The following is a 16,573-nucleotide window of genomic DNA, read 5'->3' on the forward strand; positions in this document are numbered from 1 at the left end:
GCGAGTGTACCATTTCCATGCGCTACTTTGATAGTTGCGTAGCACGTTCCAGAGTTCTCTCGCCACTCGACATTGTTACACAGCGAATCAGAAAATGCATTCCAATACTGTATATTCAAACAGGTCAAATTGTGTCATAATTAGCCGTTTCTGACAGCCGTTTGTCCTTCAAACAAACCAGGCAATCCGTGTTCCAACCGGGAAAGGTGAATGGATAAGATCGAAGTTCGGGGCGCCCGCACCCACAATCTCAAGAATATCAACCTCATAATCCCTCGCGACAAGCTCATTGTCGTGACCGGGCTTTCGGGGTCTGGCAAATCCTCACTGGCTTTCGACACTTTGTATGCCGAAGGACAGCGTCGTTACGTTGAATCACTCTCTGCGTACGCGCGTCAGTTCCTGTCGCTGATGGAAAAACCGGATGTCGACCATATTGAAGGGTTGTCGCCTGCTATCTCTATCGAGCAGAAGTCCACCTCGCATAACCCGCGCTCAACGGTCGGTACCATTACCGAAATCCATGACTACCTGCGTCTGCTGTATGCTCGCGTGGGTGAACCGCGCTGCCCGGACCACGACGTCCCGCTGGCGGCACAGACCGTGAGCCAGATGGTGGATAACGTGCTGTCGCAGCCGGAAGGCAAACGCCTGATGCTGCTGGCACCGATTATTAAAGAGCGTAAGGGTGAACACACCAAAACGCTGGAAAACCTGGCAAGCCAGGGCTATATCCGCGCCCGTATCGACGGTGAAGTGTGCGACCTGTCGGATCCACCCAAGCTGGAACTGCAGAAGAAGCACACCATTGAAGTCGTGATTGACCGCTTCAAGGTGCGCGACGATCTCGCTACGCGCCTGGCGGAATCGTTCGAAACGGCGCTGGAACTCTCCGGCGGCACCGCCGTGGTCTCCGACATGGACGACCCGAAAGCGGAAGAGCTGCTCTTCTCCGCCAACTTCGCCTGCCCGATTTGCGGCTACAGCATGCGCGAGCTGGAACCCCGCCTGTTCTCCTTCAACAACCCGGCGGGCGCGTGCCCGACGTGTGACGGCCTCGGCGTGCAGCAGTATTTCGACCCGGACCGTGTGATCCAGAACCCCGAACTGTCCCTGGCGGGCGGCGCCATTCGCGGCTGGGATAAACGTAACTTCTACTACTTCCAGATGCTGAAGTCGCTGGCAGAGCACTACAAGTTCGACGTTGAAGCGCCGTGGGCCAGCCTGAGCCCGAACGTGCACAAAGTGATCCTGTTCGGTTCCGGTAAAGAGAACATCGAGTTCAAGTACATGAACGATCGCGGCGATACCTCCGTGCGTCGCCACCCGTTTGAAGGGGTGCTGCACAACATGGAGCGCCGCTACAAAGAGACCGAGTCCAGCGCGGTGCGCGAGGAACTGGCGAAGTTCATCAGCAACCGCTCCTGCGCCACCTGTGAGGGCACGCGCCTGCGTCGCGAAGCGCGCCATGTGTTTGTGGAAAATACGGCGCTGCCGACCATCTCAGACATGAGCATCGGCCACGCGATGGACTTCTTCAACAACCTGAAGCTCTCCGGCCAGCGTGCGAAAATTGCCGAAAAAGTGCTGAAGGAGATTGGCGATCGCCTGAAGTTTCTGGTGAACGTCGGCCTGAACTACCTGACGCTTTCCCGCTCGGCGGAAACGCTCTCCGGCGGTGAAGCCCAGCGTATCCGCCTGGCGAGCCAGATTGGCGCGGGTCTTGTAGGCGTGATGTACGTGCTGGACGAGCCCTCCATCGGCCTGCACCAGCGCGACAACGAGCGTCTGCTCGGCACGCTGGTCCACCTGCGCAACCTCGGCAACACGGTGATCGTGGTCGAGCACGATGAAGATGCGATCCGCGCGGCGGACCACGTCATCGACATTGGTCCGGGCGCAGGCGTGCACGGTGGTCAGGTCGTTGCGGAAGGGACGCTGAAGGACATTATGGCGGTGCCCGAGTCGCTGACCGGCCAGTACATGAGCGGCAAGCGCAAGATTGAAGTCCCGAAACAGCGCGTGGCGGCCGACCCGGAAAAAGTGCTGAAGCTGACCGGCGCGCGCGGCAACAACCTGAAAGACGTCACCCTGACGCTGCCGGTGGGCCTGTTTACCTGTATCACCGGCGTGTCCGGTTCCGGTAAATCGACGCTGATCAACGATACCCTGTTCCCGATTGCGCAGACGGCGCTGAACGGCGCGACGCTGGCCGAGCCTGCGCCGTACCGCGACATCCAGGGGCTGGAGCATTTCGATAAGGTTATCGACATTGACCAGAGCCCGATTGGCCGAACCCCGCGCTCTAACCCGGCGACCTATACCGGCGTCTTCACGCCCGTACGCGAACTGTTTGCCGGCGTGCCGGAAGCGCGTTCGCGCGGGTATACGCCAGGACGCTTCAGCTTTAACGTGCGCGGAGGTCGCTGCGAAGCGTGCCAGGGCGACGGCGTGATCAAGGTTGAGATGCACTTCCTGCCGGATATCTACGTCCCGTGCGACCAGTGCAAAGGCAAACGCTATAACCGCGAAACGCTGGAGATTAAGTACAAGGGCAAGACCATCCACGAAGTGCTGGACATGACCATCGAAGAGGCACGCGAGTTCTTTGATGCAGTCCCCGCGCTGGCGCGTAAGCTGCAGACGCTGATGGACGTCGGCCTGACCTACATTCGTCTGGGGCAGTCGGCAACCACGCTGTCCGGCGGTGAAGCCCAGCGTGTTAAGCTGGCGCGCGAGCTGTCAAAACGCGGCACCGGCCAGACGCTCTACATTCTGGACGAGCCGACCACCGGCCTGCACTTTGCCGATATCCAGCAGCTGCTCGACGTGCTGCATCAGCTGCGCGATCAGGGCAACACCATCGTGGTCATCGAACATAACCTGGACGTGATTAAAACCGCGGACTGGATTGTCGATCTCGGCCCGGAAGGCGGCAGCGGCGGCGGTGAAATTCTCGTTTCCGGTACGCCAGAGACCGTTGCAGAGTGCGAAGCCTCGCACACCGCGCGCTTCCTCAAACCGTTGCTGTAATTGTCACACGGAGAGCTGCTGTCGGGTGGATTCCGGCAGCAGCTCAACCGCCTGCTGATAGGACGCATCCACCAGGTAGTAAATTTGCGAGCCTGGAATTGAACCATCCAGATAGACGGTGCTCCAGTGCGCCTTATTGAGGTGCTTGCTCGGCCTCACGTCGTCATGCTGCTGACGGAGTAAATCCGCCAGTTCCGGGCTGGTTTTCAGCGATGCCGCCGGACGGCCGTCCACCTCTTTCACCATTGCAAACAGCACATCACCCACCTTAACCTGCGTGGCCTTCCAGTCGCTGTGAACGCTCTGCTCCGCGCCGGGCTTGCCCATGCAGTACTGAAGTATCTCCGAAATTGTCATCTTTATTCCCCTTGTAGCGTGGCGATAATTTTACGCGAACCACCGTGAATGCGATGCTCTCCCAGCCAGATCCCCTGCCACGTACCCAACACCAGCCGCCCGTTGTGAACCGGCAGCATCAGCGATACGCCGAGCAAAGAGGATTTAATATGCGAAGGCATATCGTCCGCCCCCTCATAATCATGCTCGTAAGGCGCATTGTCCGGGACGCTCTTCAGAAAATGGTTTTCCATATCAGACCGGACGGTGGGATCGCAATTTTCATTCAGCGTAAGAGAGGCTGACGTGTGCTGAAGCAGCAGATGCAGCAAACCCGTTTTGACCCGCGACAGATCGCGAAGTTGCCCGATGACTTCCTCCGTCACCAGGTGAAATCCGCGTGGTTTAGCGCTTAAGGTCAGAGTCTGTTGGTACCACATGTGCTGCTCCATGATGAAAGACGAATCTTTCTAAGTGTGCAGCAAGAAGACGAAAGGTAAAACCCGCGGCAGCGAGAATTGATCAAAAAATCATCAAACACGCTGCCAGGGACTCAATACTCCGAATTGACGATCACCTCTTCGCCAAACTTTCCGGCCATCGGCAGCGGTCGATAGGTTGAGTTAGAGGCGCGTAACACCCTGATGCCTCTGGCTCCCACGTCCTGCGCGGCGGTAATGTCGTTATCCGAATCGCCATAGAATATTTTGATGTTCTTCTGTTCCAGCCACTGGGTTTTGGTGTTTTGACCCTCTTTGTCGCCGGCAAAAATGACCGGGTTCATGCTGGCTGCCGGGATCTGGAAATCATCCTGCAGCGTTTTAGAGACGGTTTCCGTTTTGGTCTGGCTGCGGCCGGTCACAAAATAAATGCTGTCGCCGCGCTTCACGTGCATGGCAATCAGCGCACGGGCAACCTCTTTCGGGATACTGTACTCGTCCCAGCCGTTATTCATTTTTTCCCAGAACTCCGGGTTCTTCAGATACGCTTCGCTGTCCGGTGAATACGTTTTCTTACCGCGCCAGAAGCCGGGGCTGGAGAACAGCACGGTATCGTCAATGTCAAAGCCCACGGCCATTGGCGCACGGCCCATCAGGCTGTTTTCGATTTGGGCCACGGAGACCCAGTGAATAGGCGCCTGCTCGGCAAGCATAGCGGCGGTGGTGCCGGTGTAAAGCGGCGTCGGTGCAGAAGCGCGCGCGACGACGGCGCTATTAAGTGAGAACAATAAGCAGGCGGCGCTGAGCGCCAGTGTGATCTTGCGCATATTTTCCCCTGAATATTCAGCTTGTTATCGTTTTATTTTGAGCGAATGGTCAAAAAACTATCCGACCATAACCCCAGCGGGAGGTGAAGGGAAGGAGTTTTTGCTTATGGAGCGGAATAAAAAAGAAGGCGATCACAAAGCGCAGAAGAAACGCGTAGGCGCGGTAAGCGAAGCGCCACCGGGCGAATGACTGGCACCGGCGCGAACAAAAAAGCCGGGTGGCGGCTGCGCCTTACCCGGCCTACATATAGCATACAAGTAAGTGAATACTTACATCACTGCGGCAAACGCCTGCGCTACGCGGTGGACGTTGCTGGCATTCAGACCCGCCATGCACATACGGCCGCTGGCGATCAGGTAGACGCCGAACTCTTCGCGCAGGCGATCGACCTGCGCCGCGCTCAGTCCGGTATAGCTGAACATCCCGCGCTGCTTGAGCAGATAGTCGAAGTTATGCCCCGGCACGGCCTCTTTCAGAACGTTAACCAGCTCCTGACGCATCGACAGAATGCGCTTACGCATGGATTCCACTTCGGCGAGCCAGTTGGCTTTCAGCTTTTCGTCACCGAGAACCGTCGCTACCACCTGCGCACCAAAGTTTGGCGGGCTGGAGTAGATACGGCGTACCGTCGCCTTCAGCTGACCCAGCACGCGACCCGCCGCTTCTGCGTCTTCACACACCACGGACAGACCGCCAACGCGCTCGCCGTAGAGGGAGAAAATTTTAGAGAAGGAGTTACTCACCAGAGCAGGCAGCCCGGCGCTGGCCACCGCGCGGATGGCGTAAGCATCGTCTTCCATACCCGCGCCAAAGCCCTGATAGGCAATGTCGAGGAACGGGATCAGGTTGCGGGCCTTAAGCACCTCTATCACCGCATCCCACTGATCGTGGGTGAGATCCGCACCGGTCGGGTTATGGCAGCAGGGATGCAGCAGCACAATGCTGCGCGCCGGCAGGGTGTTCAGTTTTTCCAGCAGCGCCTCAACGCGCACGCCGTTAGTTTCGCTGTCGAACCACGGATAGGTCGCCACCTCAAAGCCTGCGCCCTCGAAGATCGCAACGTGGTTTTCCCACGTCGGGTCACTGACCCACACGCCTGAATCCGGGAAGTATTTTTTCAGGAAGTCCGCCCCCACCTTCAGCGCGCCCGAGCCGCCCAGCGTCTGGATAGTCGCCACGCGTTTTTGCGCGAGCACCGCGTGATCGGCCCCGAACAGCAGCGGCGCAATGGTGTTGCGATAGGCGTTCAGCCCTTCCATCGGCAGATAAAGAGAAGCACCGTGTGGAGCCGCGTTCAGACGCGCTTCGGCTTCAGCAACGGCGTTTAATTGAGGAATAATACCGTCCTCGTTGTAATACAGACCGATGCTGAGGTTCACTTTGTCGCTGCGAGGATCTTCTTTGAAACGCTCCATTAAGGAGAGGATAGGGTCGCCGGCATAGGCGTCAACTTTCTGAAACACGCGATGGTTCTCCGGAATTCGATGAGGCAGGGATTTCAACAATAAACCGGAATATCACGCAACACCACCCCTTAAGATTATCCTGCGATCGGCATAGGTTGTTTGCGTCCTCTGGCCCTGACATTTACCCAATATTTTCCCCTTCCCGCTTTCCATAAAGTGACTTCTGCGCAACCGCGCATTCACTGATTCAAGGAGTTCACATCATGGATTCACAATTTATTGGTTCAGTCATTAACGCCCTGCCGCTGGAGCATATGATCGGCGGTCCTCTGCAGGCGATGATCAAAGCACAGGTTCAGGCGAGCAAGTCTTATACCGACTTTCTGCTCTCAGTTTGTATTAAAGACGGCAAAGCCGTCGCGATCGAATTCGACTACGACGAAACCGTGGTAGACGAGCAAGGTGTAAACAAAGGCAGCGTGACCCGCAAGATGAGCATTCCGCTGCTGGCGGCGATCACACACCCTATCATCTGTATCGAAGACGGCACCATCGACTTTGAGCTGGAAGTGAGCCAAAGCGAAGCCAGTTCCAGCAGTACTGAAGCGGAGGCCTCCGTAGAAGCGTCCATCGGCTGGGGCGTATTCAAAGCAAAAATGACCGGCAAAGTCTCCCATAAATCGGAGCAGACCCGCTCGACCGATACACGCGCTAAATACTCCATCCATACCCAGATTAAACGCCAGGAGCCACCAGAAGCTCTGCAGCGCGTAATTGAGTACCTAACCAACGCCAAAACCAAGCCTGTCGCTGCGCAATAATCTTCCACGCCGCGACATACGGGCGATTCCGTAACGCAGGGGCTACCCGGGTAGCCCTTTTTCCAGGAGCGAAATATGTCTTTTAAAAAATGGCTGCGCGGCGGCAAGGATGAAGAGCCGGAAAACAAAACGGGCAAAGAGGATGAAGGTACGCCGCCGGCACAAGAAAATACACACCCTACGCCGCCAGCCGATATTCCCGGCGTGCCAATCTCGCTTGAAGATATCACGCGCGGAATGCAGTACGCGGCCACGGCGGCCAATGAGCTGATTGCTCAGCAGTATATGAAGGCGCTGGATCCCTTTTTCGAACCAGCTGAAGACGGTTCGTTGATTCCACGCACGGTTCAGCTGACGCTGGATGAACAACACTACTTTGACCTGCCCTTAGTCGCGCTTTCAACGCCGCGCGGGCTGATGCTGGAAAAAATGAAGGTCAACCTGACGATCCGCACGGAAGGCATGCAGGCACCTTCTCGTCAGTCCGGTGAAAACGAATTTGGCCGCTTTCACGTTAGCCTTTCGCCTTCCAGCGATAACAAAGGCGGGCGTGACAGTCGCCACGTCGATGTGGAGATGCAATTTACCGCGCTTGAGCCACCGGAAAGCGTTATGCGCTTGATTGACGAATACACCAACAAGGTGATTCCCCGTCCGAAAGCAGGGGAGACTTCGTAATGCACAAACAACCAGAACGTACAGGTGACAAGGGTATTCAGCTGATTTGCCAGTTTGAAGGATTGAAGCTGGAGCGTTATCGCGATGCCGTAGGTTTATGGACGATCGGCTACGGCCATTTGATCCTCAAAGAGGAGATGGAAAAGCTGACCAAAATCACCACCGGCGAAGCCAAAGATCTGCTGCGCAGAGATCTGAAACGCACCGAGGACGGGGTGAAAAAACTGCTGAACCAACCAGCAACGCAGGCTCAATTCGACGCACTGGTTTCATTCGCCTTCAACCTTGGTGTGGGCAATTTAAAGAAATCCACGCTACTCAAAAAATTCAACGCGGGCGATGTTCAGGCCGCAGCGCTGCAGTTCAAAAGCTGGAATAAGGCAGGCGGGAAGGTCTTGTCCGGCCTGACGCGTCGCCGCGAGGCGGAAATGAAGTTATTTCTTGGTTAAATCTGGAGGTCAATATGACGTTATCTGTGGCTTTAAAAAAAGTGGTTTTCTTTGCATCCCTGATGGTCGTTATACAGGTCAATGCAGCGTTACCCACCTGCGAGAATGAGATTAAGGACGTTAATACCTTCCTTTCTTTACAGGGCACCGCCCGAATAAATGATGTGGATGACCTGGCAAAAACATTGCGCAGTCTCACACAAACGGGGCGACTGCCGTCCCGCTACATCACCAGCGATGAAGCGAAACGTCTGGGCTGGTCGGGTAATGAAACAGAAACACTTTGGGGGCTTAAACCCACCAATAACAAATGGATTGGTGGGGACAATTATACCAATCCGAAACTCCCTTTTTCGCAATCCTGGTTTAGCGCCGATATAGATGTCTCTAAAGGATACCGGGGGTCCAAGCGACTGATCTATACCCTTTCCGGGCCTCAGCGTTATCTCACCACCGATAAATACCAACATTTAGTGGAAGTAAATTCCTGTAATTAATCCATACGTTAATATCGGAGAAGCATGATGGAACTGAAAACAGAGTGTCTTCCAGCAGGCGTCCTTGGCTACAAGGCCTGTATATTTAGAGCAAAAGACTGGGATTCAACGAAATATCGTAACGAAACAAAAAATGATGCGGAATGGTCTGGATTTTATGTTGGCAGTACAGAAACCCTGACACTTGGCTATATGCCAGACTGCGCCGACAAGGCAGGGAATGGAATGGCCTACCTTAATATCGTGAACATTAGTGAACCCGCACGTATTATTGTATGCCACGATGAGAGACTTAAATCCCCTGCGCAGGACAAAACGGCATTACTAAAAGAAATTAAAGAAGCATTGCGCAGAATAGAAATCCCTGTAGCGGATAGCGATTTGTTAATACCCACACTGGCCCGCTATCGTTTCTACTTTAAATGCTTCAATAACGAGGAGAGTAACGATATGGAAATCATTATACCAAACGGCCTGGTTGGTAACGTAACGCTACAAAGCTATAAACAGCAAAAATTTATAAATGGCGTCGGTCAAACATTGATCAATTATGTCAAATAGTCGTAATAATGGGGTTTTTATTCACAACAAGACCCTCCTGCGAGGGTCTTGCTATCAATGAGGAGATTGACATGAATACCTCCGTTCCTCCAGCTTTAATTAGTGCTTCACTCCTGGCTCTTGCAGGATTATTCGGTGGTGTCAGTATATCTTTTTTTTGGCAACCACAGCGCTTGCATCAGCACAGCAAGTTCATTGCAGGCATTATCTTTGGAGGAATCAGTATGGGTGCCGCCGTAGCGTTAGGCGGCCTTACTGCAAGATGGTTGAAGATTGATTTAAACCAGTCGGATATCACCCTGGGATTAGGTTATATCCTGGGAGCAATGAGCAATGGTCTTATTGTTTGGCTGGCTAACTTTTTCCGCCGCCACGAGCAGCAGGATATTTTTGATGTTGCCTCAGTTATCAAAAAAAGAGTACGTAATGAAGCACTTCCCGATGCAACCCTGATTAATAATGATAAAGAGGATTAGAATGAGTAGCGTAACGGACTGGTGGATGTTGTTTATCACAATCATGCTGGACCTTGTCATATCTTTTATTATCCTCTTTTGTGCTTACAGTAGTAGAATAAAAAAACAACCTATTCCTTATAAAATAGGCTTTGCTGCGATAGCTTTTGGACTATTTGCACAAAGTGGATTGAACATTGAAAGCTTACTGACAGGCCATGATAACTTGAGCGCTAGCATCCCTTTCTGGTTTCTTCAGGATGCTGGAACATTAATAATCATTATTCGTTTCTTTTTATCAAAATAGATCCAACATAACAAAATGCGTGACAAACGCCATCGCCGTCACGCATTTTTAAATGAAATCATTTCAGGATACAACAGAATAGAAAAGACAACTCATTTATCAATGTATTTAAAATACAACCTTGCTGCCTGCGTACGGTTATTCACCTGCAAACGATGAAATATTGATTCCAGGTGAACCTTAACGGTACCTGCGCTAATGTTCAGTTCTCTTCCGATTTGCTTGTTTGTCCCGCCCCTTGCCAACAAGCTCAGTACTTCTTTTTGCCGCTGGCTAAGCATGAGAACGGGTGAATTAACTGTCGTCGCGGTACTACTCATAATAACCTGCTCTGGAATACAGATAACGCCCGATAATACTACATTGATAACTTGCACTATTTTTTCTGCAGAGAGTGATTTTGTGAATACACCTCTAATATTATGATGCTGATAAAGGTTAAAATTGCGCTCACACGCTTTACGGAACATGATCACTACCGGCACAGTCGGCCATTCAAGCTCAATCTCTTCAATAAATTTTGAATAGTCCATATCGCCATCAAGCAACACAATCGAAACTGGCGCTGACTTGAGCATTTCTTTTGCATCTTCGTAGCTGTTTGTAGCAGAAAAAGTACATTCTGGCATGACTCTCTTCAGTTCATTTTTCATACCATGAATGTAGATCGGTAGTTCATCGATCATTAATATATTCATTTCAACTTAACCTCATCCAAGAACCATTCTTTTAGATTATGATTATTAACATCCAGATATTCCGAAAATGAGTATGAGCGCTAATTGAAATCTTATAAAACTTCATTTGCCATAGGTCAAATATCATATGCAGCATGACTAACATCATGATGAAGCAGGGATGAAATCCACAAATAATGTTTTGCATCATTTTCTACGAAAAATAGCATTTCCCATAGGGCATATATTCATCCATATCGCTACTACCTATTATTTCTGTGCTGTAAACACAATTAACTGAGGAGAAAGATATGCCGTGGTCAAATCAATATGGTTTCTATTATAAAAATATGACTTTTCAGAATTCGTGCTTCCCGAATTGCCTGCAGATGGTTCTGGCTAATTTCGGCACCTATTCCCGCAACGATATTCTCGAAAACCAGTGGGATGCCCTTCAGGTTGCCCACCATCTTCCCGGTCTCGCTATGCAGGCGCCGAATGAAGATGATGTTAATCGCAACCTGGCACGTACCGATCTTAAGGGGGCTGGCTGCAGGATCATCACTCCGTCAATGCTGGGAGATGATGTAAATCGTGAGGCGCTAGCGCTGGAAGTCCAGCACTATCTGGCTGACTATAGCGCAATGATTATTGGCGTCGGGCATGCGACAGTGATTTACCGGACCAGTAATGGGTTTGTTCATGTGATCCCCTCCCCGGACATTAACCAGGTGCACATTGAGCACTATGCAAACCTGGACATTGATGTTGTTGAACATCAGGGGCAACACGCGGTACGGGTGATTAACAGAGCAAACGGGCAACCCATTATTGCAGGAACTTTTGTGATGCTGCTTCGTCCTTAAAGCGGTGGCGGTGGCTCCCCAGGAGCCACCGTTGTTTATGGATCAATCCAGGTACTTCATCGCCACCCTTGACGTCAGGCGCGCAATAAGTTCGTAAGCACTCACTTTCGTGATTTCAGCAATGCGCTCAACGGGCAGTCCTTCTCCCCACAGCACCGCATCATCGCCCGCTTTATCCTGGGCTTCCGGCCCGAGATCAACACAAATCATGTCCATCGCCACGCGGCCGACGATCTTCACTTCGCGACCGTTGACCAGAACCGGCGTACCCGACGGTGCGGCACGCGGATAACCGTCGCCGTAGCCCATCGCCACCACGCCGAGACGCGTGTCGCGCTCGCTGGTCCAGGTGCCGCCATAGCCCACCGGCTCTCCCGCTTTGTGCTCACGCACGGCAATCAGCTTTGAAACGAGCGACATGACGGGCTTAAAGCCAAAGTCCGGCCCCCAGGGCTTGTTCTCCAGCGGCGACACGCCGTAAAGAATAATGCCCGGCCGCGCCCAGTCGAAGTGCGACTGCGGCCACAGCAGGATCCCACCGGAAGCCGCAATCGAGCGCATCCCCGGCTTGCCTTCGCAGAAGGTATTAAAGATATCCAGCTGCCGCTCGGTCGCCCCGCACTCGGGCTCATCGGCACGGGCGAAGTGGCTGACAATATTCACCGGCTGGCGCACATTTTTGCACTGGCACAGGCGCTGATAAAACGCTTCCGCGCTTTCCGGACGTACGCCCAGGCGGTGCATGCCCGTGTCGAGCTTCATCCACACCGTCACCGGCTCGCTCAGCTCGGCGGTTTCGAGTGCGGCCAGCTGTTCTTCGTTATGTACCGCCGTGTGCAAATGCTGGTCAGCAATGGTCGGCAGATCGCTGGCTTCGAAGAAGCCTTCGAGGAGCAGAATGGGTTGGGTAATCCCTCCCGCGCGCAGGCGGAGGGCTTCTTCGAGACGGGCAACGCCAAAGGCGTCGGCATCGGGGAGCGTTCGCGCGGTCTCAAGAAGACCGTGTCCGTAAGCGTTCGCTTTCACGACTGCAACGAGCTTGCTGGCGGGCGCCAGTTCACGCAGACGTTGCAGGTTGTGTCGCAGAGCGCGGCGGTTAATCACAACAGTTGCCGCTTGCATTTGAATTCCTTAGAAATTACTCATCATCATATTGAGGACCGGCATAGTTGTCGAAACGCGACCACTGTCCGTTAAAGGTCAGACGCACCGTCCCGATCGGGCCGTTACGTTGTTTACCAATAATAATTTCGGCGATCCCTTTCAGATCGCTGTTCTCGTGATAAACCTCATCACGGTAAATAAACATGATTAAGTCGGCATCCTGCTCGATGGAGCCGGATTCACGCAGGTCGGAGTTGACCGGGCGCTTGTCGGCACGTTGTTCCAGAGAGCGGTTGAGCTGCGACAGTGCCACCACCGGCACGTGCAGCTCTTTGGCTAACGCCTTGAGCGAGCGGGAAATTTCTGCAATTTCCAGCGTACGGTTGTCGGAGAGCGACGGTACGCGCATCAGCTGAAGGTAGTCGATCATGATAAGGCCAATGCCGCCGTGTTCACGGGCGATGCGGCGCGCGCGGGAACGGACTTCCGTCGGCGTCAGGCCGGAGGAGTCATCAATGTAGATATTACGTTTTTCCAGCAGAATCCCCATGGTGCCGGAGATGCGCGCCCAGTCCTCATCGTCGAGCTGGCCGGTACGGATGCGGGTCTGGTCGACGCGCGACAGCGACGCCAGGGAACGCATCATGATCTGCTCGGAGGGCATCTCAAGACTGAAGATGAGTACCGGCTTATCCTGCAGCATCGCCGCATTTTCGACGAGGTTCATCGCAAATGTCGTTTTACCCATCGACGGACGCGCGGCGACGATAATCAAATCCGACGGCTGCAGGCCGGCGGTTTTCTTGTTGAGATCGTCATAGCCGGTGTTCACGCCGGTGACGCCGTCGTGCGGTTGCTGGAACAGCTGTTCGATACGGGCAACGGTGGCGTCCAGGACATCGGCGATATTTTTTGGGCCTTCGTCCTTGTTAGCGCGGCTTTCGGCGATTTTGAAGACGCGGGACTCGGCAAGGTCGAGCAGGTCTTCGCTGGTGCGCCCCTGCGGATCAAAACCGGCTTCGGCGATCTCGTTCGCCACCGAGATCATCTCGCGGACAACGGCACGTTCGCGCACGATATCCGCGTAAGCGCTGATGTTCGCCGCACTTGGCGTGTTTTTTGACAGTTCTGCCAGATAGGCAAACCCACCGCAGCTGTCGAGTTGCCCCAGACGCTCCAGCGATTCCGCCAGCGTGATGAGATCGATCGGGCTGCCCGACTCCTGCAGACGCGCCATTTCGGTGAAGATGTGGCGGTGCGGGCGGGTGTAGAAATCTTCCGCCACGACGCGCTCGGCGACGTCGTCCCAGCGCTCGTTATCCAGCATTAAACCGCCCAACACCGACTGTTCCGCTTCAATCGAGTGCGGCGGGACTTTTAACCCTGCGACCTGGAAATCACGCTCGCGAGGTTCAGTCTGTTTGTTGAAGGGTTTGTTTCCTGCCATAGTGAATGGAGTTACCGAGATAAAGAGTGGGTCGAAAGATTACCATATTTTTCTGACGGAGGGAGCATGGCAACGCGCATTGAGTTCCAGAAACACGGCGGTCCGGACGTACTGAAAGCGGTGGAGTTTACCCCCGCAGCGCCTGGCGAGAACGAAATCCAGGTTGAAAACAAAGCCATCGGCATCAACTACATCGACACCTACATTCGCGGCGGCCTCTACCCGCCTCCGTCATTGCCGAGCGGCCTGGGCACCGAAGCGGCCGGCATCGTCATCAAAGTGGGCAGCGCGGTGAAGCATATTAAAGAGGGCGACCGCGTGGTGTATGCGCAATCTGCGCTGGGCGCTTACAGCTCCATCCACAACGTACCGGCGGATAAAGCCGCCCTGCTGCCCAACGCTATCTCCTTTGAACAGGCGGCGGCGTCGTTTCTGAAGGGTTTGACGGTTTACTACCTGCTGCGCAAAACCTATGAAATTAAACCCGACGAGCAGTTCCTGTTTCATGCCGCGGCGGGCGGGGTTGGGCTCATCGCCTGTCAGTGGGCAAAAGCGCTGGGCGCGAAGCTGATCGGCACCGTGGGCAATGCCCAAAAAGCGCAGCGCGCGCTGCAGGCGGGTGCCTGGCAGGTGATTAACTATCGCGAAGAGAGCATCGTTGAGCGGCTGAAGGAGATCACCAGCGGCAAAAAAGTGCGCGTGGTGTATGACTCGGTGGGCAAAGATACCTGGGAAGCGTCGCTGGACTGCCTGCAGCGTCGTGGGCTGATGGTGAGCTTCGGGAACGCGTCTGGCGCGGTGACGGGCGTTAACCTGGGTATTCTGAACCAAAAGGGCTCGCTCTACGTGACGCGCCCTTCCCTGCAGGGTTACATCACCAGTCGGGAAGAACTCGAGGAAGCCAGCAACGAGCTGTTTTCGCTGATTGCCAGCGGCGTAATTAAGGTGGACGTAACCGACGCGCAGAAATATGCGCTGACCGAGGCGCAGCGCGCGCATGAGGTGCTGGAGAGTCGGGCGACGCAGGGATCGAGCCTGTTGATTCCCTGAGCCCCAAAAAGAAATTGGGCTTCCCGTGGGAAGCCCTTTCTTTTTTTAGTTCGGCTGTATGTAGGGTACAGCACGATGAATTCTGTAGCGGCAGCCATAGTGACAGATTCGATAAGTAAATCCTATTCTGTTCTAAGCCATGCTGCCGGGAAAGTTACAAGTATGTGACGAACCCCTCAATACCTTAGTAACGGAAGCGGTTATTGCGCTGATAAGTCGGCAGTTTTGGCGATTTAATCGCCCGTATCGCCCATACCACCGCAATGGCCAGCAGCAGCCACGGCAGCAGCTTAATGGTCAGGGCAAACAGCCCGCCGATAAACATCACCACCGTCGCCACGACAAGCGCAGCCAGAATGCCGAGCAGCGAAACGCCTGTCGCTAGCAGCATGACAAAAAAGCCAATCACAAAAAGTAGTTCCAGCATGGTGCTCTCCCACGAGTTCCCGAGTAATACAGTTTGTATTACAAGAATCATGCCAAACTTAACTCATTGTTATAAAAGCAAAACGCCCCGCAATAACAGGCAGGACGTGGTGAATTTGACGAACTTTTAGCGAAAGTTATCGCTTGTCTGCGACCAGTCGCAGCGCATGTTCCAGAACCTCAATATCGGCACCGGCTTTATGCGCATTTTCACTAAGATAACGACGCCACTGCCGCGCGCCCGGAATGCCCTGGAACAGGCCCAGCATATGGCGGGTAATGTGGCCGAGATAGGTGCTGTTGCTCAGCTCGCGCTCAATATAAGGATACATGGCGCGCACGACGGCAACCGGATCGGTGTCTGCGCCTTCAACGCCAAAGATTTCGCGATCGACCGTCGCCAGAATGCCCGGGTTCTGATACGCCTCGCGTCCGACCATCACGCCATCCATATGTGCCAGATGCGCTTTGGCCTCTTCCAGCGACTTAATGCCGCCGTTGATCGACATCGTCAGGTGCGGGAAGTCACGCTTTAGCTGATACACGCGCGGATAGTCCAGCGGCGGGATCTCACGGTTCTCTTTCGGACTGAGGCCAGAGAGCCAGGCTTTACGGGCGTGGATGATAAACATCTCGCACTCGCCTTTGCCGGACACCGTGTTGATGAAATCGCACAGGAACTCGTAGCTGTCCTGGTCGTCAATTCCGATCCGGGTTTTGACAGTGACCGGAATGGAGACGACATCGCGTATCGCCTTGATACAGTCCGCCACCAGCTGGGCGTTGCCCATCAGGCACGCGCCGAACATGCCGTTTTGCACGCGGTCGGACGGGCAGCCAACGTTAAGGTTGATCTCGTCGTAGCCGCGCGCTTCCGCCAGCTTCGCACACTGCGCCAGCGCGGCCGGATCGCTGCCGCCCAGCTGCAGGGCTACCGGATGCTCTTCTTCGCTATAGGCCAGATAGTCGCCCTTCCCGTGGATGATTGCGCCCGTGGTCACCATTTCGGTGTACAGCAGCGTATGGCGGGAGAGCTGGCGCAGGAAATAGCGGCAATGTCTGTCCGTCCAGTCGAGCATCGGCGCAATGGAGAAACGGTGTGCAGGGAAAGCGGTCTGTAATTCTGACGACATGGCGAAGTTTTAAGCATCTGGTGGAAAAGGGGCGCTACTATAGCACAAAGAAAAGCCGG

General features: G+C 54.2%; 19 protein-coding genes. 10 read left to right on the forward strand and 9 right to left on the reverse strand.

What is annotated here, in order from left to right:
* The first annotated feature begins 210 nt into the window (after nucleotides 1-210).
* Nucleotides 211-3,033 carry an excinuclease ABC subunit UvrA gene (gene uvrA / locus ACJBF3_RS17470; RefSeq protein WP_045328845.1) on the forward strand — a complete coding sequence of 941 codons (2,823 nt, stop codon included), beginning with the start codon at nucleotides 211-213 and terminating at the stop codon, nucleotides 3,031-3,033.
* A gap of 3 nt (nucleotides 3,034-3,036) precedes the next feature.
* On the opposite strand, the gene ACJBF3_RS17475 is transcribed toward uvrA, so the two are convergent.
* From ACJBF3_RS17475 to tyrB, 4 genes are all read right to left on the reverse strand, one after another.
* A complete protein-coding gene (locus ACJBF3_RS17475; RefSeq protein ID WP_045328846.1) occupies nucleotides 3,037-3,390 on the reverse strand; it encodes an MmcQ/YjbR family DNA-binding protein in 354 nt (117 codons plus the stop codon).
* A 2-nt stretch (nucleotides 3,391-3,392) separates the two neighbouring features.
* Complete coding sequence (locus ACJBF3_RS17480) at nucleotides 3,393-3,809, reverse strand: secondary thiamine-phosphate synthase enzyme YjbQ (protein ID WP_045328847.1); 417 nt, start codon at nucleotides 3,807-3,809, stop codon at nucleotides 3,393-3,395.
* A 113-nt stretch (nucleotides 3,810-3,922) separates the two neighbouring features.
* Nucleotides 3,923-4,636: an acid phosphatase AphA gene (gene aphA, locus ACJBF3_RS17485; RefSeq protein ID WP_045328848.1), complete on the reverse strand. Its 714-nt coding sequence runs from the start codon at nucleotides 4,634-4,636 to the stop codon at nucleotides 3,923-3,925.
* A 270-nt stretch (nucleotides 4,637-4,906) separates the two neighbouring features.
* Nucleotides 4,907-6,100 carry an aromatic amino acid transaminase gene (gene tyrB / locus ACJBF3_RS17490; RefSeq protein WP_045328849.1) on the reverse strand — a complete coding sequence of 398 codons (1,194 nt, stop codon included), beginning with the start codon at nucleotides 6,098-6,100 and terminating at the stop codon, nucleotides 4,907-4,909.
* 206 nt (nucleotides 6,101-6,306) lie between these two features.
* Between tyrB and ACJBF3_RS17495 the strand changes: the two genes are divergently transcribed.
* From ACJBF3_RS17495 to ACJBF3_RS17525, 7 genes are all read left to right on the forward strand, one after another.
* On the forward strand, nucleotides 6,307-6,864 hold the full coding sequence (locus tag ACJBF3_RS17495; RefSeq protein ID WP_045328850.1) for a DUF2589 domain-containing protein: 558 nt from the start codon (nucleotides 6,307-6,309) through the stop codon (nucleotides 6,862-6,864).
* Between the two features lie 75 nt (nucleotides 6,865-6,939).
* Entirely contained in the window at nucleotides 6,940-7,542 is a 603-nt protein-coding gene (locus ACJBF3_RS17500) for a DUF2589 domain-containing protein (protein WP_045328851.1), read from the forward strand.
* Nucleotides 7,542-7,991 carry a lysozyme gene (locus ACJBF3_RS17505; protein WP_045328852.1) on the forward strand — a complete coding sequence of 150 codons (450 nt, stop codon included), beginning with the start codon at nucleotides 7,542-7,544 and terminating at the stop codon, nucleotides 7,989-7,991. The genes ACJBF3_RS17500 and ACJBF3_RS17505 overlap by 1 nt, the downstream gene beginning before the upstream one ends.
* Before the next feature lie 14 nt (nucleotides 7,992-8,005).
* Nucleotides 8,006-8,488 (forward strand): ribonuclease domain-containing protein, encoded by a 483-nt coding sequence (locus tag ACJBF3_RS17510; protein WP_045328853.1) that lies wholly within the window; start codon nucleotides 8,006-8,008, stop codon nucleotides 8,486-8,488.
* A gap of 24 nt (nucleotides 8,489-8,512) precedes the next feature.
* Nucleotides 8,513-9,049: a hypothetical protein gene (locus ACJBF3_RS17515; protein ID WP_127902846.1), complete on the forward strand. Its 537-nt coding sequence runs from the start codon at nucleotides 8,513-8,515 to the stop codon at nucleotides 9,047-9,049.
* A 71-nt stretch (nucleotides 9,050-9,120) separates the two neighbouring features.
* Nucleotides 9,121-9,525: a hypothetical protein gene (locus ACJBF3_RS17520; protein WP_045328855.1), complete on the forward strand. Its 405-nt coding sequence runs from the start codon at nucleotides 9,121-9,123 to the stop codon at nucleotides 9,523-9,525.
* A 1-nt stretch (nucleotide 9,526) separates the two neighbouring features.
* Entirely contained in the window at nucleotides 9,527-9,811 is a 285-nt protein-coding gene (locus tag ACJBF3_RS17525; RefSeq protein WP_045328856.1) for a hypothetical protein, read from the forward strand.
* A 92-nt stretch (nucleotides 9,812-9,903) separates the two neighbouring features.
* Here the strand turns inward: ACJBF3_RS17525 and ACJBF3_RS17530 are convergent, their stop codons facing one another.
* Complete coding sequence (locus ACJBF3_RS17530; protein WP_223239951.1) at nucleotides 9,904-10,497, reverse strand: response regulator transcription factor; 594 nt, start codon at nucleotides 10,495-10,497, stop codon at nucleotides 9,904-9,906.
* A gap of 302 nt (nucleotides 10,498-10,799) precedes the next feature.
* Between ACJBF3_RS17530 and ACJBF3_RS17535 the strand changes: the two genes are divergently transcribed.
* The gene (locus ACJBF3_RS17535; RefSeq protein ID WP_045328858.1) at nucleotides 10,800-11,354 is read left to right on the forward strand and encodes a hypothetical protein; all 555 of its coding nucleotides are present in this window, start codon (nucleotides 10,800-10,802) and stop codon (nucleotides 11,352-11,354) included.
* 42 nt (nucleotides 11,355-11,396) lie between these two features.
* On the opposite strand, the gene alr is transcribed toward ACJBF3_RS17535, so the two are convergent.
* Complete coding sequence (alr, locus tag ACJBF3_RS17540) at nucleotides 11,397-12,476, reverse strand: alanine racemase (RefSeq protein WP_045328861.1); 1,080 nt, start codon at nucleotides 12,474-12,476, stop codon at nucleotides 11,397-11,399.
* Nucleotides 12,477-12,492: 16 nt separating this feature from the next.
* Nucleotides 12,493-13,905, reverse strand: coding sequence for a replicative DNA helicase (dnaB, locus tag ACJBF3_RS17545; RefSeq protein ID WP_023310046.1), 1,413 nt, complete (start codon nucleotides 13,903-13,905; stop codon nucleotides 12,493-12,495).
* 66 nt (nucleotides 13,906-13,971) lie between these two features.
* Between dnaB and ACJBF3_RS17550 the strand changes: the two genes are divergently transcribed.
* Nucleotides 13,972-14,955: a quinone oxidoreductase gene (locus ACJBF3_RS17550; RefSeq protein WP_045328863.1), complete on the forward strand. Its 984-nt coding sequence runs from the start codon at nucleotides 13,972-13,974 to the stop codon at nucleotides 14,953-14,955.
* Between the two features lie 184 nt (nucleotides 14,956-15,139).
* On the opposite strand, the gene pspG is transcribed toward ACJBF3_RS17550, so the two are convergent.
* A complete protein-coding gene (pspG, locus tag ACJBF3_RS17555; protein WP_014882144.1) occupies nucleotides 15,140-15,382 on the reverse strand; it encodes an envelope stress response protein PspG in 243 nt (80 codons plus the stop codon).
* 136 nt (nucleotides 15,383-15,518) lie between these two features.
* Nucleotides 15,519-16,514, reverse strand: coding sequence for a tRNA dihydrouridine(20/20a) synthase DusA (gene dusA, locus ACJBF3_RS17560; protein WP_045328865.1), 996 nt, complete (start codon nucleotides 16,512-16,514; stop codon nucleotides 15,519-15,521).
* Nucleotides 16,515-16,573: the final 59 nt, after the last annotated feature.

It is taken from the genome of Enterobacter sp. PP-008-ECC_S150, from assembly GCF_045257065.1.
Classification (GTDB): Bacteria; Pseudomonadota; Gammaproteobacteria; order Enterobacterales; family Enterobacteriaceae; genus Enterobacter; species Enterobacter chengduensis.

Excerpts from the sequence above, each read along its gene's own strand:
- alr (WP_045328861.1), bottom strand. The coding sequence starts at position 12,476 with ATGCAAGCGGCAACTGTTGTGATTAACCGCCGCGCTCTGCGACACAAC.
- ACJBF3_RS17515 (WP_127902846.1), top strand. The coding sequence starts at position 8,513 with ATGATGGAACTGAAAACAGAGTGTCTTCCAGCAGGCGTCCTTGGCTAC.
- ACJBF3_RS17520 (WP_045328855.1), top strand. The coding sequence starts at position 9,121 with ATGAATACCTCCGTTCCTCCAGCTTTAATTAGTGCTTCACTCCTGGCT.
- ACJBF3_RS17480 (WP_045328847.1), bottom strand. The coding sequence starts at position 3,809 with ATGTGGTACCAACAGACTCTGACCTTAAGCGCTAAACCACGCGGATTT.
- dusA (WP_045328865.1), bottom strand. The coding sequence starts at position 16,514 with ATGTCGTCAGAATTACAGACCGCTTTCCCTGCACACCGTTTCTCCATT.
- ACJBF3_RS17475 (WP_045328846.1), bottom strand. The coding sequence starts at position 3,390 with ATGACAATTTCGGAGATACTTCAGTACTGCATGGGCAAGCCCGGCGCG.
- ACJBF3_RS17495 (WP_045328850.1), top strand. The coding sequence starts at position 6,307 with ATGGATTCACAATTTATTGGTTCAGTCATTAACGCCCTGCCGCTGGAG.
- dnaB (WP_023310046.1), bottom strand. The coding sequence starts at position 13,905 with ATGGCAGGAAACAAACCCTTCAACAAACAGACTGAACCTCGCGAGCGT.
- aphA (WP_045328848.1), bottom strand. The coding sequence starts at position 4,636 with ATGCGCAAGATCACACTGGCGCTCAGCGCCGCCTGCTTATTGTTCTCA.
- ACJBF3_RS17550 (WP_045328863.1), top strand. The coding sequence starts at position 13,972 with ATGGCAACGCGCATTGAGTTCCAGAAACACGGCGGTCCGGACGTACTG.
- ACJBF3_RS17500 (WP_045328851.1), top strand. The coding sequence starts at position 6,940 with ATGTCTTTTAAAAAATGGCTGCGCGGCGGCAAGGATGAAGAGCCGGAA.
- ACJBF3_RS17525 (WP_045328856.1), top strand. The coding sequence starts at position 9,527 with ATGAGTAGCGTAACGGACTGGTGGATGTTGTTTATCACAATCATGCTG.
- uvrA (WP_045328845.1), top strand. The coding sequence starts at position 211 with ATGGATAAGATCGAAGTTCGGGGCGCCCGCACCCACAATCTCAAGAAT.
- ACJBF3_RS17510 (WP_045328853.1), top strand. The coding sequence starts at position 8,006 with ATGACGTTATCTGTGGCTTTAAAAAAAGTGGTTTTCTTTGCATCCCTG.
- ACJBF3_RS17535 (WP_045328858.1), top strand. The coding sequence starts at position 10,800 with ATGCCGTGGTCAAATCAATATGGTTTCTATTATAAAAATATGACTTTT.
- ACJBF3_RS17505 (WP_045328852.1), top strand. The coding sequence starts at position 7,542 with ATGCACAAACAACCAGAACGTACAGGTGACAAGGGTATTCAGCTGATT.
- ACJBF3_RS17530 (WP_223239951.1), bottom strand. The coding sequence starts at position 10,497 with ATGATCGATGAACTACCGATCTACATTCATGGTATGAAAAATGAACTG.
- pspG (WP_014882144.1), bottom strand. The coding sequence starts at position 15,382 with ATGCTGGAACTACTTTTTGTGATTGGCTTTTTTGTCATGCTGCTAGCG.